This is a genomic window from Janthinobacterium sp. CG3 (assembly GCF_000344615.1).
GTDB lineage: Bacteria > Pseudomonadota > Gammaproteobacteria > Burkholderiales > Burkholderiaceae_D > Janthinobacterium.
The window spans coordinates 5,323,457-5,344,346 of record NZ_KB467824.1; the positions used below are offsets into that span (position 1 = coordinate 5,323,457).

Annotated in this window: 15 protein-coding genes and 1 pseudogene; 6 read left to right on the plus strand and 10 right to left on the minus strand. The window is 64.9% G+C overall.

Annotated elements, in window-relative coordinates:
• Position 1 precedes the first annotated feature (1 nt).
• Positions 2 to 1,666, minus strand: coding sequence for a glucose-6-phosphate isomerase (gene pgi, locus JANGC3_RS0123685; protein ID WP_026133425.1), 1,665 nt, complete (start codon positions 1,664 to 1,666; stop codon positions 2 to 4).
• A 333-nt stretch (positions 1,667 to 1,999) separates the two neighbouring features.
• Here pgi and edd point away from each other — a divergent pair, with 333 nt between their 5' ends.
• Complete coding sequence (edd, locus tag JANGC3_RS0123690; protein ID WP_017878974.1) at positions 2,000 to 3,916, plus strand: phosphogluconate dehydratase; 1,917 nt, start codon at positions 2,000 to 2,002, stop codon at positions 3,914 to 3,916.
• Position 3,917: 1 nt separating this feature from the next.
• The gene (gene eda, locus JANGC3_RS0123695; protein ID WP_026133426.1) at positions 3,918 to 4,547 is read left to right on the plus strand and encodes a bifunctional 4-hydroxy-2-oxoglutarate aldolase/2-dehydro-3-deoxy-phosphogluconate aldolase; all 630 of its coding nucleotides are present in this window, start codon (positions 3,918 to 3,920) and stop codon (positions 4,545 to 4,547) included.
• A 163-nt stretch (positions 4,548 to 4,710) separates the two neighbouring features.
• Here the strand turns inward: eda and JANGC3_RS0123700 are convergent, their stop codons facing one another.
• From JANGC3_RS0123700 to JANGC3_RS0123710, 3 genes are read right to left on the minus strand one after another with little or no spacing between them, the layout of a single operon-like run.
• Entirely contained in the window at positions 4,711 to 5,736 is a 1,026-nt protein-coding gene (locus JANGC3_RS0123700) for a diguanylate cyclase domain-containing protein (protein WP_017878976.1), read from the minus strand.
• Positions 5,733 to 6,353 (minus strand): chemotaxis protein CheC, encoded by a 621-nt coding sequence (locus tag JANGC3_RS0123705; RefSeq protein WP_017878977.1) that lies wholly within the window; start codon positions 6,351 to 6,353, stop codon positions 5,733 to 5,735. Before JANGC3_RS0123705 ends, JANGC3_RS0123700 begins: the two co-directional genes overlap by 4 nt.
• 2 nt (positions 6,354 to 6,355) lie before the next feature.
• Entirely contained in the window at positions 6,356 to 6,724 is a 369-nt protein-coding gene (locus tag JANGC3_RS0123710) for a response regulator (protein ID WP_026133427.1), read from the minus strand.
• Between the two features lie 227 nt (positions 6,725 to 6,951).
• Here JANGC3_RS0123710 and rpiA point away from each other — a divergent pair, with 227 nt between their 5' ends.
• The gene (gene rpiA, locus JANGC3_RS0123715; protein ID WP_026133428.1) at positions 6,952 to 7,629 is read left to right on the plus strand and encodes a ribose-5-phosphate isomerase RpiA; all 678 of its coding nucleotides are present in this window, start codon (positions 6,952 to 6,954) and stop codon (positions 7,627 to 7,629) included.
• A gap of 39 nt (positions 7,630 to 7,668) precedes the next feature.
• Positions 7,669 to 8,058, plus strand: coding sequence for a hypothetical protein (locus JANGC3_RS0123720; protein WP_026133429.1), 390 nt, complete (start codon positions 7,669 to 7,671; stop codon positions 8,056 to 8,058).
• 175 nt (positions 8,059 to 8,233) lie between these two features.
• On the opposite strand, the gene JANGC3_RS0123725 is transcribed toward JANGC3_RS0123720, so the two are convergent.
• Together JANGC3_RS0123725 and argA are read right to left on the minus strand one after the other, a co-directional pair.
• A complete protein-coding gene (locus JANGC3_RS0123725; RefSeq protein ID WP_017878981.1) occupies positions 8,234 to 8,506 on the minus strand; it encodes an oxidative damage protection protein in 273 nt (90 codons plus the stop codon).
• A 33-nt stretch (positions 8,507 to 8,539) separates the two neighbouring features.
• A complete protein-coding gene (gene argA, locus JANGC3_RS0123730; RefSeq protein WP_017878982.1) occupies positions 8,540 to 9,850 on the minus strand; it encodes an amino-acid N-acetyltransferase in 1,311 nt (436 codons plus the stop codon).
• Between the two features lie 55 nt (positions 9,851 to 9,905).
• Here argA and hrpA point away from each other — a divergent pair, with 55 nt between their 5' ends.
• Positions 9,906 to 14,021: an ATP-dependent RNA helicase HrpA gene (gene hrpA / locus JANGC3_RS0123735; RefSeq protein WP_017878983.1), complete on the plus strand. Its 4,116-nt coding sequence runs from the start codon at positions 9,906 to 9,908 to the stop codon at positions 14,019 to 14,021.
• Between the two features lie 132 nt (positions 14,022 to 14,153).
• Here the strand turns inward: hrpA and JANGC3_RS32975 are convergent, their stop codons facing one another.
• The 3 genes and pseudogenes from JANGC3_RS32975 to JANGC3_RS29960 form a co-directional block, all read right to left on the minus strand.
• Entirely contained in the window at positions 14,154 to 14,393 is a 240-nt protein-coding gene (locus JANGC3_RS32975; RefSeq protein ID WP_157406410.1) for a hypothetical protein, read from the minus strand.
• A 222-nt stretch (positions 14,394 to 14,615) separates the two neighbouring features.
• Positions 14,616 to 15,768, minus strand: a pseudogene (locus JANGC3_RS29955) (IS110 family transposase).
• A 97-nt stretch (positions 15,769 to 15,865) separates the two neighbouring features.
• Positions 15,866 to 16,336: a PRC-barrel domain-containing protein gene (locus tag JANGC3_RS29960; protein WP_035787922.1), complete on the minus strand. Its 471-nt coding sequence runs from the start codon at positions 16,334 to 16,336 to the stop codon at positions 15,866 to 15,868.
• 289 nt (positions 16,337 to 16,625) lie between these two features.
• Between JANGC3_RS29960 and JANGC3_RS0123750 the strand changes: the two genes are divergently transcribed.
• The gene (locus JANGC3_RS0123750) at positions 16,626 to 17,855 is read left to right on the plus strand and encodes an extracellular catalytic domain type 1 short-chain-length polyhydroxyalkanoate depolymerase (RefSeq protein ID WP_017878987.1); all 1,230 of its coding nucleotides are present in this window, start codon (positions 16,626 to 16,628) and stop codon (positions 17,853 to 17,855) included.
• Between the two features lie 21 nt (positions 17,856 to 17,876).
• On the opposite strand, the gene hepB is transcribed toward JANGC3_RS0123750, so the two are convergent.
• On the minus strand, positions 17,877 to 20,798 hold the full coding sequence (gene hepB, locus JANGC3_RS29965; RefSeq protein WP_157406853.1) for a heparin/heparin-sulfate lyase HepB: 2,922 nt from the start codon (positions 20,796 to 20,798) through the stop codon (positions 17,877 to 17,879).
• Positions 20,799 to 20,890 lie beyond the last annotated feature (92 nt).

A 20,890-nucleotide genomic window follows, 5' to 3' on the forward strand; every position in this document is an offset into this window, starting at 1 on the left:
ATTAGTATGCCGACCTGGCCGCCCTGGCCAGTTCGATCAAGCCGTTGGTCGAGCTGTCGTGGCGCTGCGGGCAGGCCTCGCCCTGCAGTTCGGCCTGGATGTTGCGGGCCAGTACCTTGCCCAGTTCGACGCCCCACTGGTCGAAGCTGTTGACGTCCCACAGCACGCCCTGCACGAAGGTCTTGTGTTCGTACAGCGCGATCAGCGCGCCCAGCGCGGCCGGGGTCAGCTGGTCCATCAAAATGGTGTTGCTCGGACGGTTGCCGGGGAAGGTCTTGTGCGGCGCCAGCGCGTCGATCTGTTCGGCGGCCAAGCCCTGCGCCTGCAGGTCGGCGCGCACCTCGGCGTCGGTCTTGCCGGTCATGAAGGCTTCCGACTGGGCGAAGCAGTTCGCCAGCAGCGCGTCGTGGTGGCCGGGCAGGTCGTGGGTCGGGCGCAGCGCGGCGATGAAGTCGATCGGCGTGACGTCGCTGCCCTGGTGCAGCAATTGGAAGTAGGCGTGCTGGGCGTTGGTGCCGCACTCGCCCCAGACCACCGGACAGGTCGGCGTGTCGACCGCCGCGCCGCCCTTGGTGACGCGCTTGCCGTTGCTTTCCATGTCGAGTTGCTGCAGGTAGGCGGGGAAGCGGCTCAAGTCCTGGTGGTAGGGCGCGATCGACAGCGAGGCGCAGTCGAGGAACTGGCGGTTCCAGAAGCCGACCAGGGCCAGTAGCACCGGCATGTTGCGCTCCAGCGGCGTGCGGCGGAAGTGCTGGTCCATCGCGTGCGCCCCGGCCAGGAAGTCGCTGAAGTAGTCGAAGCCCACCGACAGCGCCAGCGCCAGGCCGATCGAGGACCAGACCGAGTAGCGTCCGCCGACCCAGTCCCAGAACGGAAACATGTTCTCCGGGTCGATGCCGAAGGCCTTGATCGCCTCGGTATTGGTCGACACGGCAACGAAGTGCCGCGCCAGGTCGGCCGCCTCGCCCTCGAGCAGGAACCAGGCGCGCGCGGTATTGGCGTTGAGCATGGTCTCGGCGGTCACGAAGGTTTTCGAGGCAACGATGAACAGCGTCGTCTCCGGGTCGACCTTGGAGAGGATCGCCTCCATGTCGTGGCCGTCGACGTTCGAGACGAAGTGCATTTCCAGGCCCGGGTTGGCGTAGGAGCGCAGCGCCAGGCAGGCCATTTTCGGGCCCAGGTCGGAGCCGCCGATGCCGATGTTGACGACGTCGCAGATCGGCTTGCCGGTGTAGCCGAGCCAGCCGCCGTTGCGCACCCGCGCGGTGAAGTCCTTGACGCGATCCAGTACGGCGTGGACGTCGGCGTTGACGTCCTGGCCGTCGACCACCAGCGCGCCGCCGCGCGGCGCGCGCAGCGCCGTGTGCAGCACCGCCCGGTCTTCGGTCGGGTTGACTTTTTCGCCGGCGAACATGGCCTCGCGCCGGGCTTCGACGCCGCGCTCGCGCGCCAGGTCGGTCAGCAGGCCGAGCGTGGTGGCGTCCAGGCGGTTCTTGGAAAAGTCCAGCAGCAGGCCGGCGGCCTCGACCGTCAGTTGGCGGAAGCGCTGCGGATTGTCCGCGAACAACTGGCGCATCTGCCATTGGCTGGCGGCGGTGGCGTGCGATTGCAGGGCCTGGAAACTGGCGGTGGCGGTGAGCATCGGGGTAGGGGCGGTCTGGCGCATGATGGGTCGGCGTCGTAGAGTGGCTGTGGCGGGTTGAGGGGGCGGGCGGCGCGGAAAAGGCCGGCCCGGCGTCATATTATTTAACTATACATGAAAAACCGGTAATTTCACTACAGTTTGATCGGCGGCGGCGCCCCGCGCCGGCCGCTTTGGCGGCGCCCGCTTGGCGTTCGCGCCCGCCCCGCAATCCGCCCGGCGCGCGGCGGCGGCCCGGCGCGCAGCCGTGCGGCGCTTGCGTTTTGGCGGAAAATATAGCAAGCTGGCTCACAAAAGGGTGGTCGTATTCCAATTTTGTAGTAAAATTTCACGAAATACATTTATAAGGAACCGATCATGGCGGTGCATCCAGTAGTCGAAACCGTAACAGCGCGCATTATCCAGCGCAGCCGACCGTCGCGCGGCGCCTATCTGGCGCACCTGGAAGCGGCGCGCGTCAAGGGCGTGCAGCGCAACGCGCTGTCGTGTACCAACCTGGCGCACGGTTTCGCGGCGTTCCCGGCCAACGACAAGCTGGCGCTGCGCGAAGACAAGAAGCCGTCGGTGGCCATCGTCTCGTCGTATAACGACATGCTGTCGGCGCACCAGCCGTTCGAGCGCTTTCCGGCCATCATCAAGGACGCCGTGCGCCAGGTCGGCGCGGTGGCGCAGTTCGCCGGCGGCGTGCCGGCCATGTGCGACGGCGTGACCCAGGGCCAGCCGGGCATGGAGTTGTCGTTGTTCTCGCGCGACGCCATCGCCATGGCCACCGCCGTGGCGCTGTCGCACAATATGTTCGACGCCGCCCTGTACCTGGGCGTGTGCGACAAGATCGTGCCGGGCCTGCTGATCGGCGCGCTGCACTTCGGCCACCTGCCGGCCGTGTTCGTGCCGGCCGGGCCGATGGCGTCGGGCCTGTCGAACCAGGAAAAAGCCAAGGTGCGCCAGTTGTACGCGCAGGGCAAGGCGACGCGCGAGGAATTGCTCGAAGGCGAGGCCAAGGCCTACCACGGCGCCGGCACCTGCACCTTCTACGGCACCGCCAACAGCAACCAGATGTTGATGGAAGTGATGGGCCTGCACCTGCCGGGCGCCGCCTTCATCACGCCGAACACGCCGCTGCGCGACGCCCTGACGGTGGCGGCGGCCCAGCGCGCCGCGTCGATCACGGCGCTAAGCGGCAACTACCTGCCGGTCGGCCACGTGGTCGACGAGAAATGTATCGTCAACGCCCTGGTCGGCCTGCTGGCCACCGGCGGCTCGACCAACCACACCTTGCACCTGGTGGCGATCGCCAAGGCGGCCGGCATCGTCATCGACTGGAACGACTTCAACGAACTGTCGGCCGCGGTGCCGATGCTGACGCGGATCTACCCGAACGGCGACGCCGACGTCAACCATTTCCACGCCGCCGGCGGCACCGGTTTCCTGATCCGCGAACTGCTCGACGCCGGCCTGCTGCACGAGGACGTCACGACCATCCTCGGCAAGGGCCTGCGCGCGCACTGCACCGAGCCCTTCCTCGACGCACCGGGGCGGGGCGTGGTGTGGAAGGACGCGCCGCTGGCCAGCGCCGACGAGAACGTGCTGCGCACGGCCGCCGCGCCGTTCGCGCCGGACGGCGGCATGGTGCTGGTGGCCGGCAACCTGGGCCGCGCCGTGATGAAGGTATCGGCCGTCAAGCCGCAGCACCGCACGGTCGAGGCGCCGGCGCTGGTGTTCAATTCGCAGGAGGAATTCATGCTCGCCTACAAGGCCGGCAAGCTCGACCGCGACTTCGTCGCCGTGCTGCGCTTCCAGGGGCCGCGCGCCAACGGCATGCCGGAACTGCACGCGCTGACGCCGGCGCTGGCCAACCTGCAGGACGCCGGGCGCCGCGTCGCCCTGGTCACCGACGGGCGCATGTCGGGCGCGTCGGGCAAGGTGCCGGCGGCGATCCACGTGTCGCCGGAAATCCTGGCCGGCGGCCCGCTCGGCCTGGTGCGCGACGGCGACATCATCCGCGTCGACGCCTTCACCGGCACGCTCGAGGCGCTGGTGCCGGCCGACGTCTGGTGCGCGCGCACGCAGGCGCAGGCCGACATGACGCCGAACCACGTCGGCATGGGCCGCGAATTGTTTGCCATGTTCCGCTCCACCGTCAGCGCCGCGGAAGAGGGTGCCACCACCTTCGGTCTGCCGTCGCCGATTCCCACCACCGTTGCCCTGCATGACGCCGACGCCATCGTCGAAGACTTGCCGGGGTCCGATGAAGACACTCTCATAAAGAAATAATATGACTATGACTCTGCTGGAAATGATGCGCACCTCGGCCGTGATCCCCGTGATTGCGATTGACGACCCCGAGCACGCCGTACCGCTGGCGCGCGCGCTGGTGGCGGGCGGCATCCGCGTGCTGGAAGTGACGCTGCGCACCAAACACGGCCTGGCGGCGATCCGCGCCATGGCCGAAGTGCCGGGCGCCATCGTCGGCGTCGGCACGCTGACGCAGCCGGAACAATTCGCCGCCGCGCGCGACGCCGGCGCCGTGTTCGGCGTCTCGCCGGGCCTGACGGCGGCGCTGATCGCCGCCGCGAAAAGCAGCGGCCTGCCGCTGCTGCCGGGCGTGATGACGCCGTCCGAAGTGATGGCCGCGCGCGAGCAGGGCTTCCAGCAACTGAAACTGTTCCCGGCGGTGCCGGCGGGCGGCGTCGGCATGCTCAACGCGATCTACGGCCCGCTGCCGGACATCACCTTCTGCCCGACCGGCGGCATCTCGCAGGAAACCGCGTCGCAGTTCCTGGCGTGCAAAAACGTCGCCTGCGTCGGCGGCTCGTGGCTGACGCCGAAAGACGCCATCCTGGCCGGCAACTGGGACCGCATCACCGACCTGGCCAAAGCCGCCAGCGGCCTGCGCTCCGCCTAAGCCCCCTCCCGCGCCTGCCGTCCCGGCATGCGTGGCGCCGGCGCCGTTAAAACCAGCGGCGCCGGGCCGGGGTCGGCCCCCGAGGGGCCGCCCCCCCCCATGCGGTGAAGCCGGATTCACGCTTTTTGTGTTAACTAGTTCAACGCCGAAGCGCGCTTGAATCCTAGTCCGCGCACAGGTCTGGCGTCGGTCCGCCGGCAACGCCGGCCGGCGCCGGCGTCTGCGCCAGCACGCGGTTGCGCCCGGCGCGCTTGGCGCCGTACAGCGCGCGGTCGGCGGCGCCGATCAGCGTCGCCACTTCGACCGGCGCGTCCGGGTCCTGGCTGGCGATGCCGATGCTGACGGTGATGTGGCGCTCGGCGCCGCCGGCCTGCAGGTGCGGCACGGCCAGCGCGCTAATGCCGGCGCGCATCGCCTCGGCCATCGCCAGCGCGCCGTCGGCGTCGGTCTCGGGCAGGATCACCGCGAACTCCTCGCCGCCGTAGCGCGCCAGCAGGTCGGTGGAGCGCTGCAGCAGCGCCGTCAGCGCCGCCGCCACCTGGATCAGGCAGTCGTCGCCCTGCTGGTGGCCGTAGTGGTCGTTGTAGGACTTGAAGTGGTCGATGTCGATCATCAGCAGCGACAGCGCGGCGCCGTTGCGCTTGGCGCGGCGCAGCTCCTTTTCCATCGCGACGTCGAAATGGCGGCGGTTGGCGATGCCGGTCAAGCCGTCGGCGAAGGTTTGCGAGCGCAGCACCAGGGTCTGCTCGCGCAGCAGTTTTTCGCGCCCGACGGCGACGCTGACGTCGTGCACCTGGATCAGGCAATGCCGCGGCGCGCCGGCGATGTCGATCGGCGTCACCGCCACCGCCACCGCCTGCTGCATGCGTTCGTTGCGCGCCGCCGTGGCCGGGCTCGAGTACAGCGCGAACGGCGACTTGTTGAGCGTCTGCGACAGCAGCGAGGGGAAGTTGTCGCGCAACGCCTGGCCGATCGCCGCGTCGACCCGGCGCGCGCGCAGCTCGGGGTAGAGTTCGAGGAAATCCCGGCCCATCACGGTGTCGGCCGACAGGCCGGAGTGGCGCGCCATCCACTGGTTCCACAGCACCACGCGGCGCGCGCCGTCGAGCACGACGACGCCGAGGTTGACGGCGCCGAGCGCGCTCTCGAGCAGGCCCAGGCGCCCGACGTGGCCCGGCCCGGTCGTCACGCCGTCCCCATCACTTTGACCAGGTACTGGTTGACCAGGTCCTTCAGGTCGTGCAGCGAGGTGACGTCGAGCACGAAGGCGACGTAGCCGTGGATTTGGTGTTTTTCCAGGATGAAGTCGATGTGCAGCATCAGCACCACGGTGTCGGCCTGGCCGCCCGAGGAGGCCATGATTTCCTCGCTGGTGCCGACGTGGTAGACCGGCAGCGAGCCGTGCAGCTCGCGCCCGAAGATGTTGGCCAGCGTGCCGACGCAGGAATTGAGGATGATGTTGCCGATCTCGCTCATCGCCTCCTGTTCCATCTCCGTCAGTTCCTGCAGCGGGATCGATTCGCCCACCATCAGGCGCACGATTTCCAGGCTTTTATCCTCGGGGAACATGAGCATCGCCTCGGTCTGGAACGCGCCCTCGTAGTGCTGGCTGACGCCGCAGATGCGTTCGCCGTCGCGCTTGCCCAGCAACTGGGCCGCCTCGGCGCGGCTCAGGAAGCTGATCGAGGGCACCGACATCGTCACCTCCTCGTTGACGATTTCGCTCATCGCGGCGGCCGCGTGGCCGACCCCGATGTTAAAAATCTCCACCAGGGCATCGTGTTCGAGTTCGGTGAGGGAGAGCATGCTCAGCTCTCTAGCGCGTTGAGCAATTGGTGGATGCGGCCTTCGGTGATGGGTTTTTCCATGAAACCGATGCCCAGTTCGGTGGCCCGGTTGCGCGTGGCGTTTTGCACGTTGGCCGTCACCAGCGAGATGTGGCTGTGCGGACACAGCGCGCGCAGCTGTTCGGCCGCCGCCATGCCGCCCATGCCGGGCATGTTGACGTCCATCAGGATGAGGACCGGTTGCAGCGCCGGCGCCTTCGCCAGCGCTTCCTCGCCGGTGGCCGCCTCGACGACGGTCCAATCGGGTTTCTTGCTCAGAACAAATTGATGCGCCATCAGCCGGGAAACCCGGCTGTCGTCGACAATAAGGACCGTTTTACTTTGGTTCATGGGTTCTTCCTGAAACTTTGTATGCTGGCGACAACGCATTTTCGCACATTTTGCGCGCCCGCTCCCGCGTATATTAGGCGCGTGCGTACGGTGTCGGGGCGTGGGCGCTGCCGGCGCGGCGGACCGGCCGGCGCCATTTGCCGCGCAAAGCGGCTGGGCAGGCCGGCAATCCGCTAAAATACCGCCATTGCCGTTTATTTCCACCCTTTTTACAGAGCACCACTGCCATGACCCAAGACGAATTGAAACAAGCTGTTGCCCGCGCCGCCATCGAGTATGTAGTGGACGGTGAGATTATAGGTGTGGGCACGGGTTCGACCGCCAATTTTTTCATCGATGAATTGGCCAAGATCAAGCACCGCATCAAGGGCGCCGTGGCCTCGTCGGAAGCGACCGCGGCGCGCCTGCGCGGCCATGGCATCGAGGTGTTCGACCTCAACGACGTGGCGTCGATCGCCGTCTACGTCGACGGCGCCGACGAAATCACCGCCGCCGGCGCGATGATCAAGGGCGGCGGCGCGGCGCTGACGCGCGAGAAAATCGTCGCCTCGGTGTCGGGCCAGTTCGTCTGCATCGCCGACGGCTCCAAGCTGGTCGAGACGCTGGGCCAGTTCCCGCTGCCGGTCGAGGTGCTGCCGATGGCGCGCGCGGCCGTCTCGCGCCGCCTCGGCGCGCTCGGCGGCCAGCCGCGTCTGCGCCTGAAGGCGGGCAGCGACGAAGCCTTCGTCACCGACAACGGCGCCGTCATCGTCGACGTGCTGGGCCTGGCGATCGCCGACCCGGTGGCGTTGGAGCGCGAGATCAACCAGATCGTCGGCGTGATCGCGGTCGGGCTGTTCGCCGGTCGCGGCGCCGACGTTTGCCTGCTGGGTACCGCGGACGGCGTGCGCACGCTGACGTTTTAAACCACGGCGCCCCGGCGCCACTGCTGACCGGACCTGAGCATGAAGCGATTGACCGTATTGTTGTCGTCCGCGCTGTTGTTGAGCGCCTGCGCCGGCTTGCCGTTTGGCGTGCCGTTGATGAAAACCGAGGCGCAGGCGCGCGAGGAGGTGGCGCGCGCCGCCGCCAGCCGGCGCGTACCGCCGCCGGCCCTGGCGGCGGACGGCACCGCGCGCGTCGCCATCGACGGCGTGGAGATTGAGAAGGTCGAGTTTCGCGCCGGCGTGTCCTCGGCGACGGTGGAGCGCCTGGCGCGGCAGCGCAACTGCAGCGGCGGCCTGGGCGCCGGCCTGGTGAGCCAGCCCGGCCCGGTCGAGGTGTACCGCATGGCGTGCGACAACGGCAGCGTCTTCCTCGCCAAGTGCGAACTGCGCCAGTGCAAACCGATGTAGGCCAAGGCGCCGCGGACCCTGCTGGCGTTCAGTTGCCGTGTCGTAGGTCGGATGCGCGGGCCGCCGAGGCGTCGGCGTAATCCGACCTACAAAACCTGCGGGCGTAAAAAAACCACGCGTTCCGGAAGTGTCCCTGAAAGCGTGGCTTGTCGCCGGGCGGGCCGGCCGCCGCGGCTTAGTCGGCCGGTGGCACGTAACCCATGGCGGCGTCGGCGCCGTCGCCGAAGAAGTGCTTTTCCATCTGCGTGGCCAGGTATTTGCGGGCGCGCGCGTCGGCCAGGTTCAGGCGGTTCTCGTTGACCAGCATGGTCTGGTGCTTGAGCCAGGCCGCCCACGCTTCCTTCGATACCGATTCGTAGATCTTCTTGCCCAGTTCGCCCGGGTACGGCGCGAAATCGAGGCCTTCAGCGTCTTTGTTTAACTTGATACAGTGAATTGTGCGGGCCATCTGTGCTCCTAAAGCGGTCAATGTAAAGCGTGATTATAAAGTCTTAATGAGGACCTGGGATTTGCGCTGCCAGTTGTACATGTGCTGGCGGTCTTTCGGCAGGTCGTCGACGTTGGCCGGCACGAAGCCGCGTTTTTTGAACCAATGCGCGGTGCGCGTGGTCAAAACAAACATTTTGTTGAAGCCGGCGGCGCGGGCGCGGTTTTCCATGTGTTTCAAAATACGCTCGCCGTCGCCCTGCGCCTGCACTTCCGGATTAACCGTCAGGCAAGCCATTTCGGCCATTTTTTGCGCCGGGAACGGGTACAGGGCGGCGCAGCCGAAAATGACGCCGTCATGCTCGATGACGGAGAAATATTCGATTTCGCGTTCGATCAGCTCGCGTCCCCGCTTGACCAGGGTGCCGTCGGCCTCCAGCGGCTCGATCAGTTTGATGATGCCGCCGACGTCCTCGATGCTGGCCTGGCGCAGGCTTTCCAGGTTCTCGTGGCTGATCATGGTGCCCACGCCGTCATGGGTGAACAGCTCCAGCAGCGCCGAGCCGTCGGTGGTGAACGGCACGATGTGGGCGCGCGGTACGCCGCTGTTGCACGATTTGATGGCGTGCTGCAGGTAGAAGGCGGTGTCGTGCGGCAGGAAACCGGCTTGCAGCACGGCCTCGGCCTGGTGCGAGGACAGTTCGCGGATTTCGGTGCCGGCGGCGTCGAGCATCATCGGCGTTTCGCTGATGAAGATCAATTTGTCGGCGTGCAGCGCGATCGCCGCCGAGACGGCGACGTCTTCCATCGTCAGGTTGAACGCCTCGCCGGTCGGCGAGAAGCCCAGCGGCGAGAGCAACACCAGCGCGTCGGCGGCCAGGATCGGGTGGATGGTTTCGGAGGCGATCTTGCGCACCACGCCGGTCAGTTCCAGGTCGACGCCGTCGATGACGCCGAGCGGGCGGGCGGTGACGAAGTTGCCGGAAATGATGCGGATGGCGGCGTGCGCCATCGGCGTGTTCGGCAAACCCTGGCTGAAGGCGGCCTCGATGTCGAGGCGCAATTCGCCGGCGGCCTCTTTCGCGCACTCGAGCGCGGCGATGTCGGTGATGCGGATGCCGTTGGTAAAACGGCCTTCGACGTTGCGCAACGCCAGTTGTTCGGCTACCTGTGGTCGCGAACCGTGGACGATGACGACTTTGATGCCGAGCGCGTGCAACAGCGACAGATCCTGCGCCAACACCGGCAACGCGCCGGCGGTGACGAGTTCACCTGGGAAGGCGACCACGAAGGTCTTGCCACGGAATGCGTGGATGTAAGGTGCGACCGAGCGCAGCCATTGGACGAATTGGGTAGGGTTTTCCATTAAGCGCATTATAATTCGCTGCGCGATGTCCGCGCCCAAATACCTGTAAAAAACAATGTCCCAAACCAGCAATAAGCCTTCGACTACTTTCCCACGCCCGAATTCGGCCTCCGACCAGAGTGGAACGACCGCGTCCGCGGCGCCAAACGCGCCCGCGCGGCCGGCGGAGCAGCCGCGCGCGCCGCGGCCGGAGGGGCAGCAGGCGCAACGGCCGCCGCGCGCGCCGCGGCCGGAAGGCCAGGGCGGGCCCAGCGAGCCGCGCACGCCGCGCGAGCCGCGCGTTGCCGAAGCGCCGTTCCGCAATCCGCTGCCGCCGATCACCTATCCGGAAGACTTGCCGGTGTCGGGCCGGCGCGGCGAAATCGCCGAGGCCTTGCAGGCGAACCAGGTCATCATCGTCTGCGGCGAGACCGGTTCGGGCAAGACCACGCAGTTGCCGAAGATTTGCCTGGAGCTGGGGCGCGGCCGGAAGGGCCTGATTGGCCACACCCAGCCGCGGCGCATCGCCGCCTCGTCGACCGCCAAGCGCATCGCCCAGGAGATGGGCACGCCGCTGGGCGAAACCGTCGGCTTCAAGGTGCGCTTCGCCGACACGCTGACGCGCGGCGCCTCGGTCAAGCTGATGACGGACGGTATCTTGCTGGCCGAGACGCAAACCGATCCGCTGTTGAAAAATTACGACACGATCATCATCGATGAGGCGCACGAACGCAGCCTGAACATCGACTTCCTGCTCGGCTATCTAAAACAGTTGCTGCCGCGCCGGCCGGATTTGAAGATCATCATCACCTCGGCGACCATCGACGCCGACCGCTTCGCGCGCCATTTCGGCACGCCCGAGAAGCCGGCGCCGGTGATCGAGGTGTCGGGCCGGCTGTACCAGGTCGAGGTGCGCTACCGTCCGGTCGAACGCGACGGCGTGCCGATGGGTAACGCCGACGCCGCCAAGCCGGCGCCCAAGGCCGCCGCCGCGCGCGAGAAGCGCGACCTGATGGACGCCGTCGTCGACGGCGTCGAGGAACTGTGCCGCATCGGTTCGGGCGACGTGCTGGTGTTCCTGCCGGGCGAGCGCGAAATCCGCGACTGCGCCGAGGCGCTGCGCAAGCACCATCCGCCGCATGTCGAAATCCTGCCGCTGTTCGCCCGCCTGTCGGCCGAGGAGCAGGAACGCGTCTTCAAAGTGAGCAACGCGCGCCGCATCGTGCTCGCCACCAACGTCGCCGAGACCTCGCTGACGGTGCCGGGCATCCGCTACGTGGTCGACGCCGGCTTGGCGCGCGTAAAACGCTACAGCTACCGCAACAAGGTCGAACAGTTGCAGATCGAGCCGATCGCCCAGTCGGCGGCGAACCAGCGCGCCGGCCGTTGCGGCCGCGTCGCCGACGGCGTCTGCATCCGTCTGTACGAGGAGCAGGACTTCCTGCTGCGGCCGAAGTTCACCGAGCCGGAGATTCTGCGCTCGTCGCTGGCCTCGGTCATCTTGCGCATGAAGTCGCTGCACCTGACCGACGTCGAAACCTTCCCCTTCATCGAGCCGCCGCTGGCGCGCGCCATCGCCGACGGCTACCAGTTGTTGCAGGAACTGGGCGCGGTCGACGAGGTCAACCGCCTGACCGCGCTGGGCAACAAGCTGGCCAAGCTGCCGCTGGACCCGCGCGTGGGCCGGATGATTTTGGCCGCGCTCGACAACGTTTGCCTGACGGAAGTGCTGATCATCGCCTCGGCGCTGTCGGTGCAAGACCCGCGCGACCGGCCGATGGAACACCAGCAGGCGGCCGACGAGGCGCACAAGAAGTTCGCCGACGAGAAGTCGGAGTTCCTCAGCTACATCAAGATCTGGAGATGGTTCGAAGGCGCCATCGAGCACAAGAAAACCAACCGGCAGTTGCAGGACAACTGCCGCGCCAATTTCCTGTCGCAACTGCGCCTGCGCGAGTGGCGCGACGTCCATTCGCAGCTCTTGACGATTGTCAAGGAGCAGGGCTGGCGCATGAACGACGCGCCCGCCACTTATGAAAACCTGCACACGGCGCTGCTGACCGGCCTGCTGGGCAACATCGGCTTCAAGGCCGAGGACGAGCCGGGCGCCGGCTTCCTGGGCGCGCGCGGCATCAAGTTCCACGTCTGGCCCGGTTCCTCGCTGCTGAAGAAACCCGGCAAGTGGATCATGGCGGCCGAGCTGGTCGACACCACGCGCCTGTACGCGCGCTGCATCGCGCAGATCCAGCCGGAGTGGCTGGAAAAGGTCGGCGGCCATCTGTTGAAGAAGTCCTGGGGCGAGCCGCGCTGGGAAAAGCGCTCGGCGCAGGTCAGCGCGTCCGAACGCGCCACGCTGTACGGGCTGGTGGTGTACGCGCAGCGGCGCATCAACTACGGCCAGTTCAACCTGCCCGAGGCGCGCGAAATCTTCATCCGCGACGCGCTGGTAGGCGGCGAGTTCGACACGCGCGCGCCGTTCTTCGCGCACAACCACAAGCTGATCAAGGAAATCGAGAACCTCGAGCACAAGTCGCGCCGCCTCGACGTGCTGGTCGACGATGAATTGATCGCCGCGTTCTACGACAAGCTGCTGCCGGCCGACGTGTGCAACGGCGCCGGCTTCGAGAAGTGGCACAAGGACGCCACGGCCAAGGAAGCAAAGCTGCTGTTCCTCAACCGCGACGAGCTGATGCGCCACGAGGCGGCCGGCGTGACCACCGAGCTGTTCCCGAAAATGATGGCGGTGACGGGGCTGGAAATGCAGCTGACCTACCATTTCGAGCCGGGCAGCCTGCGCGACGGCGTCACCTTGTCGGTGCCGCTGTTCGCGCTCAACCAGTTGCCGCGCGAACGCTGCGAATGGCTGGTGCCGGGCATGCTGAAGGAGAAGGTGCATCTGCTGCTCAAATCGCTGCCGCAAAAGCTGCGCCGCCACTGCGTGCCGCTGCCCGACTACGCGGCCAAGTTCTGCGAACGGGTGCACGAAGCGGGCGTGTTCGGCCGCGGCGACCTGGTCGACGCCATCATCGCCGACGTGCGCGCCCAGACCAGCCTGAGCGTGCTGACCACCGACTTCAAACCGGAGACCTTGCCGGCGCATCACTTCATGAACTTCAAGGTGGTCGACGAGCACGGCCGCCAGTTGGACATGGGGCGCAACCTGGCCACCTTGCAGGCCGAGTTCGGCGGGCAGGCGCGCCAGGAGTTCCAAAAGATGGCCGAGGTGAAGACCGCGCCGCCGACCGGCGCGGTGTACGTGCCGGCCGCCGCCAAGGGCTTCGGCGCCGGCGGCAACATGGCGGCGGCCAAGGCGGGCGGCGCTGCGGCGAACACCGTCACGCAGCACATGGGCCTGACCGGCTGGACCTTCGGCGAACTGCCGGAGCTGCTGGAAATCGTCCAGGGGAAAGTGACCCTGATCGGCTTCCCGGCGCTGGTCGACAAGCTCACGCATTGCGACCTGGAAGTGTTCGACGATCCGACCGTTGCCGCGCGCACGCACCGGGTCGGCCTGCGCCGCCTGTTCGCGTTGCAGATGAAGGACCAACTCAAATACGTCGAGAAAAGCATCCCCGGCCTGCAACAGATGGGCATGCAATTCATGGCGCTGGGTTCGCAGGAAGAGTTGCGCGAACAAATCATCCAAAAGGCGCTCGACATCGCCTGCCTGCAAGATCCGCTGCCGCTCGACGCCGCCGCTTTCGCCAAGCGCAAGGACGAGGGCAAGTCGCGCCTGGTATTGCTGGTCAATGAAATCGCGCGCCTGCTGGCGCAGGTGCTCACCGAGTTCCACGGTTTGCCGAAGCGCTTGCAGGGCATACCGGGGCCGGCCGCCGCCGACATGCAAAGCCAGTTGCAAGGGCTGGTCAACAAACGCTTCCTGCTTGACAACGATTACGGCCAGATCGCGCACTTCCCGCGCTACCTGAAGGCGATGAACGTGCGCCTGGAAAAGCTGCGCATCGACCCCGCCCGCGACGCCAAGCTGATGGCCGAGTGGCAACAGGCTGCGACCTTGTACCAGCGCTGCGCCAAGGACCGCCAGGCCGGCAAGAACACCGATCCGAAGCTGACGGAGTTCCGTTGGATGCTGGAAGAGCTGCGCGTGTCGCTGTACGCGCAGGAGTTGCGCACGCCAATGCCGGTGTCGGCGAAACGCCTGCAAAAAGTGTGGGAATCGATGCAGCGTTAAGTTAGCGTCTCGTAGGTCGGGTTGGCGGAGCGTAGTGCGGCAGTGTTGGCCAAAGCGGAACGCGCCGCTCCAGGCCAACGTTGTCGGCTTACGCCCGATGGGCTAACCCGACCTTCTATGATGAATTCCAAGTCAACTGGTTTTTCGCAAATTTATCCTATCCCTTGTTTCGGTATCGGCGGGGTCAAGGGCGGGCGAAGCCCGGCGAAGCGAACCCTTGACGCCGCCGATACCGAAATATGCTGGTCCATGGCGCCATGACGCATATTGCGGCTTGGCGCCATGCCGACCTGTTTCGTTTTGGCCTTCGTTCATTGCCAGCGCTTTGCTTTCGTCGTTCGTACAGCCCAGTTCGAAGCTCTCGGTCATCATTGCGTGAGACTTCACGTCCCACCACCTTCTATCCGCTGGTTTTGCTACCCCAGCCTAATTCTGCATGCGCGTTGCGCTTAGTGACCTTGATGCGTGCAAGCCCCATCTACTAGGGTCGGTTGCCATGGGCAACCAGGTCGGGTTACGGGCCTGCCTACTCCTTGCTGCTGCGTAGTTCAACGTAATGCCAACTGCTGGTACTGAACGTGCCGCCTTACTCCCTTATGCCGCTCGTTTCAACTGCGCCCCTTCGGGGACGATCCCATGCTCCAGGTAGCGCCACAGGGCGACCACCAGCTTGCGCGCCACCGCGACGATGGCGATGCGCTTGCCGCGCTTGTTCTGGCCTCCCTGCGTGCGCCGGGCGAACCATTTCGTCATCACGCTGTCGGGTTGGTAGCGCAGCCAGAACCAAGACATCTCGATCAACAGCGCGCGCACGCGCCGGTTGCCCTGCTTGCTGATGCCCTGGTCAACCCGGCTCTCGCCGCTGTCGTAGGGCTGCGGCACCAAACCGACGCAGGCGCCCACCTGCCTGCGGTTCTCGAATTTGCGCCAGAACAGCTCCAGCACCAACCTCGTCGCGCCCACCGGCCCCACCGCCTTCAACCGTTCCAGGTCGGCAATGCGCTGGCGCACCTCCGGCGGCAATTGCTCCGCCATCCCTTTTTCCAGCGCGGCCAGTTGTTGCTGCGCCAACTCCAAACGTTTGCACTCCTGTTCCAGCCGCTGCTGCAGCTGCGCCGACAGCGGATCGCCGTCGTAGCAACACAATTCCCGCTTGTTCAGCCGCGCGCCCCACATCGCCGCCGACGCCATCCCAGCAGCCGACGGTGCGCAGCAGCTTGCGGATCCGGTCGCGGTGCTGCTGCGTTTCCTTTTGCAACTCGCCGCGGTCCCGTACCACGTGCCGCTGCGCCTCGGCCTCCACCGTCGGAACACGGATCACGTGCATCCGGTCGTACTCGCCACGCAACCAGCCCCGCAATGTCAGCACCAGCTTGATCGCGTCGAGCCGGTCGGTCTTGGCCCGCCGTTTGTGCCGCTCGACGGGAATGCTGGCAGGGTCGCAGATCACCACCTCGTAGCCCAGCTTCGAGAGGGCGCGTTCAATCCAGAAGCCATCCTGACCAGCCTCGTACAGCACGACGGTGCGTACCTCGGCGGCCAGGCCCCACTTTGCCTTGAACTTCTCAATCTCCTGCACCGTTTCGTTGAGGCGCCCCGCCGCTGTCTCGCCGGAAACCGTCTGAATCGCCGGCTTCTCTCTCTTTCCGTCGTGCAAGGCAATTTTCCAGCTCTTGCTCGACAACTCTAATGCCACTGCAAAAACTTCGACTTCAGGCGTAAAATCGTTGGCGCGGGTCGGTTGCATGATTTTCTCCTAAGTTGATTCTTCGAACCTTCACTTTAGGATTAATTTGCGTCTTTTGCCGACCCGCCTTCATTCATAGTATCTACAAAACCTGGCGCTAGCCTGCAATCCCGCCCGAGCTACCGGCCCCGGAAGTCGACCGGCCGCTGTGTGCCGCGCCGCTGCGCGATCCGGTGCCATAGAACGTCCTGATTTGCTGGGCCCAGTCTTCGCTGGTCATGTCGGGCCAGTGGTCCTTGTCGAAACCGGGTGCGGTTTTAAGCTGGTCCTTGTCGATGTCGAGCAGGAAGCGCTTGTTGACGGTGTCGAGCGTCAGGCTTTCCCAAGGCACGGCAAACAGTTTTTCGCCCATGCCGAGAATGCCGCCGAACGACAGCACGGCATACGCCACTTCACCGGTGCGCATGTCGAGCATGATTTCCTTGATGTCGCCCAGGTCTTGCTCTTTGTGGTTGTAAACATCTTCGCCCACCAGCGTACCGGAACCCATTAATTCCGGGCCGGGGCCGCCGCTGCTGCTGCTTCTACCTTTGTACATGCCAAGGGTGTCACGGTCCATATAAGTCATGTCAGCCTCCTTTGTATTGATTCGCCCGGAAACGCCGGGAGTCGCTGATGAATGGGGTTCTGCAAAAGTCAGAATAAGCATTCGTACCCCGCGGCGTTTGATCTGCCTCAATCGTGTTGGCCCGCTCCTTGTGAGCGCTAGCGTACCGAGCGCGGCGCTGTTTCGCGTTATTGTGGTGTTTGTGCATGCCGGCGAAACAGTGCGGTTCTAACGCGGGATAGAGGATTGCGATGACATTTTTTACCGGCAGGATGGATTCCCATTGTCCAGGCAATGTGGTGAGACGACGATGGTGAAGGCCTCGACGCAATGGCTACGCGGCTTGGTGCGCGTTGGCAAGGCGCAGCAGCGCAGCGCCACCAAGCTGGCCCAAAGCCTGTTCGGCACACCCGCGCCCAAGCCGCGCGCCAAGGCCAAACCTAAACCCAAACCCACGCTGGCGCTGGCGCCGAAGCCAACGCTGGCGCCGTCGCCGAAGCCACGGGCGGCGCCGAGGGCAAAGGCGGCGCCAAAGCCCGCTGCCGCCGCGTCGCGGGCCAAGCCGGCGGCCGCGCCGCGCGCCCGTGTCGCGCAACCGGCGCTGCCCGGAAAGTGGCTGGCCAGCTATTATTCGCCGACGCCCGAAGCCGGGCACATGCCCGGCAAGCGCATGATGTATTACCTGTATTTGCCCGACAAAGCGCCGTCCGCGACAATGCTGCGCAAGGGCATGCCGCTGGTCGTGATGCTGCACGGCTGCGACCAGACCGCGCCGCAGTTCGCGCAAGGCACGCGGATGAACCGGCTGGCGGAGAAAAAGGGTTACGCCGTGCTGTATCCGCAGCAGTCGCTCAGCTCGCATGCCCACCGCTGCTGGAAATGGTACGACAAGGCCACGCAAGAGGGCGGCGGCGACGTCCGCACGATCGTCGGCATCATTGAGCAAGTGGCCCAGCGCTATGGCATCGACCGCTCGCGCGTCTACATTGCCGGCATGTCGGCCGGCGCCGGCATGGCCGACATCGTCGCGCTGACGCATCCCGAACTGATCGCCGCGGTGGGCCTGCATTCCGGGCCGGTGTATGGCGCCGGCCACGGCGTGATCGGCGCGCTGAAGGTGATGCAACACGGCGCCAGCCAGCACGTCGACGACGCCATCGGCGACGTGCTGGCGCGCCGCCCGGCGTTTCCGGCGCTGCCGGCGATCCTGATCCAGGGCGAGGCCGACAAGGTGGTGCGTCCGGTCAACCAAGCCCAGCTGACACGCCAAAGCCTGCTGCTGAACCGCATGCCGGCGCAGACGGCGGTGTCGGTCGAGGCGAAGCCGGCGGGGCGGGCCGGCAGCCGCAACCCGGCCAACGCGCACCAGATCCGCGACTTCCACGTCGGCAGCAAACTGCTGCTGCGGGTGGCCAGGATCGAGCGCCTGGAGCACGCCTGGAGCGGCGGCGACCCCAGCCTGACCTACAACGACAAGGCCGGGCCGGACGCCAGCAAAATGATGCTCGACTTCTTCGCCAAGCACCGCCGCGTTCGCTGAGGCCCGGGTTCGCCTGCGGCCTTAATGCAGCACGGTGGCCGATCCGCGCTGCAAGACGTAAGTTCCGCCCGTTGACGCGACGAAATATACAGTTCCCTCGTCAGGCTGGACTTCATACTGGACCGTGGCACTGTCGCCAGCTTTTCCGACCGTCCATATACCAGGCGTCAAGTCGGTCACCAACACTTTCATGCCGCCGGGCGAAGGCGGCAGCACGAAGCTGGCCGTATCGGTGATGTCGGCGCCGTCCTTGGCGAACAACACCGCCCGGTCTTTCAGCGTCACGCCGCTCATCTGCTCCGACACAATGGCCGCCGTGGCAAATGGAGGGGGGCCTTCGCCAACGACCGTGCCGTTCATATTGAGCACCTTGGCATCCATCACCTGCATGACATTCAAGAAGGTATCGGCGCCGGCTTTCGTTTTTGGCGAAACTTCGACACGCCAAGATCCCGCTTCCTCGGTGTTTAGTTGATGGTTCGGAAAGATGGCGTAGTTCGTGTCGCCGACCAGATATTCGCGGCCCGGGCCGCCAACCTTGACGATGGCGGTGTTGTCTGCGGCGGGCAGCAAGGTCCGGTTGACCAGCTTGCCGTTGTAGCCGTTGCCGGTGCGCAGGACCGTGACGGTATCGCCTGTGATCTGCGGTTCGGCTTGGGTGTGCAGCAACCAGGTTTTGGTGAAGGCGCTGTTGCTGGAGGTTAGCTTGTCGAACACGATTAGGGCGGCGGGATGGTCGGGGTCGTTCAAATTCAAGAATACGAAGGAACGTTTGACCTCGCTGACCTTGGACGTGTAGGCGTTGGTGAGGTCGCCTTTCAGATAGCTGAACTCCGGTTTGACGGCGTCCGGGCCGAACTGGTGCCTGAGCACGCTGGCCACTACCGAGCTGTTGTCCACGCGCTGGTCGCTGTTGTACTGGGTATCCGGATGCGGCAGGTTGAGCAATTCCGGCAGCGAGAATGGTTCGTATTTCGAGACCCAGCGCTGGCCGCCGTCGTTGGCGGAACCCAGGAACTCTTCGCTCGGATCAAGCACCAATAGCGCATTGTGGGCGATCGTGCGCTTGTAGTAGTTTTTGTCGTGGGTGCTGCCGTATTCCAAACTTGTAGTGCCGTCGGCGCTACCGGGGACGCCGTTGGCGGTGCTCTTGCCCGAGTAGATGCCCGATGCGCTGGCCAGGCTGCCTTTGTAGTAGAACTGGAACTGGCCGGCATCGAGGTGCTGGTGGTTCCTGTATTGCACGTTGCCGATTTTCATGCTCGCGATGGCCGTGCCGGAATCCAGCTTGACGCCGTTTTCCCAGCCCGTGCGCGCCACCATGATGCCTGCCGGGTCGGGGAAATACTTTGTGAGAGGCAGGTTTTTCGGACTGGTTTGCGGGATCAATTGCGTGTTGCCAAACAAAAGGTACCAGATATCGTCCTCGACACTAAAACCAGTGGTTTGTTCGACCACACTGAGTTGCTGCGCAAGCTCTTGTTTCAGTACCGGGTCGTTGTAATAGCTTGCGGGCAAAAGATAAGCGATCGGTTCCGACCAGTACTGGCCATAGCGCATGTAAGCGGATTGATAGATGTCGCCGTCACGCATCATCTGTCCATCGGGCCTGCGCATATAGAGCCAGTGATAGGGTGTCATTTGCTGCAGTGGATCGAATACGTCGCCGGCGCCCATGCGACGGAAGATCCAGGCCGCATACAGGTCGGCCATGTAGCGGACCGGCCCGTAAGAAAGGCCTTGATGGTGGCTTTGGGCTTGATAGCTGAAATGACGGGCTTCGATGAATTCCGCGAAGAAGCGGCCGGCGACGATCTGGTAAATGGTCGGATCTTCGTCGTAGAAAGCCACGCCGGCGCTTAACTGGTCGCGCATCAGTTGCGCCTCGCTGCCATGGCCAACCAACGAACCCTGTTTGATTGGCGGGTAGCCGATTTCCATGGTTGGCGCAATCGTCTTGAAGCGTTCGATGAAGTACGTCCGCTGCGCGGCGGTCATCAGCGGGTAACACCAGTCGTAGACCATGGCGCTGGTCAAGATGGTGTCGCCTTTTTCGCGGGTATCCGCAGTGAATCGGACGGTCTTTAGGTTGTTTTCCATCAGGGTGACGGCCAACGCTCCGTTCATCTGGTTGCCGTACAGCAGATAATCCAGGGCTCGGCGTTTAATGGCGACCAGCAACTCCTTTTTGTAATTTGACTTGCCGGCCTCCGCAAGCGGGAGATTGCCCTCGGGATAGACCTTGATTGCGTCGCCGGCAATTTTTTCCATGCGCTCCCACGCCGGCTTGATTTCCGGATGCGCCATTTGGCTGCGCAACCGGTCCAGATCGGAATTCCTGGCGAACAGGCGAGGGTGGCCGGCCGGTGGCACGATAGCGGGGATGCCGGGGCTGGTGCCCATGCCGCTGGCAACAAAGGCGGGCAAGGAGCTTACCATCAGTCGGTCAATGCCTGCTCCGCCCATGTGGCGGTCGAGCTTGATAGTGTTCACGCCAGCTTTGAGTACGCGCTCTACATAGAACCACTTCCAGTCGCCGTCCACTTTGGGCGGTCTGGTCGCGCTGAACGCGCTGGATCCCATGTCATCCTCTACCGCCAGAAAGAGGGAATTCGACGTAGCGCTTGTTGCCAGCATGCGCAGCCAGATTTTGTAAGTGCCGGCGGCAGGAATCAGCACTTGATAAGACAGTTCACCGGGAGTACCGGCCTCTTGCGCCCCCTTGTACTCGGGCGGCGCTTGCATGAACCGTTGATTCGATGCGCCGGCGCCAGTTTTCTCGAGCCATCCAGAGCTCGCGCTTTTCGTGCCGTCTTCGGCCTCGATCATGAACTCGGTTTGGAATGGGATCGATGCGCCCAGGGCCGCGTGGCTGGCCAGTCCCGCGGATATAAGCAACGGCAATAATTTGGCCCGTGCACCACAACGCGTGCGAATACTCATCTCATACTCTCCCATGCAATATTATATCAATGATAATTTCATAAATAGTAACATGTGGCGCCTGGCCCGTGCGGGTTACCGGACGTTTTTCG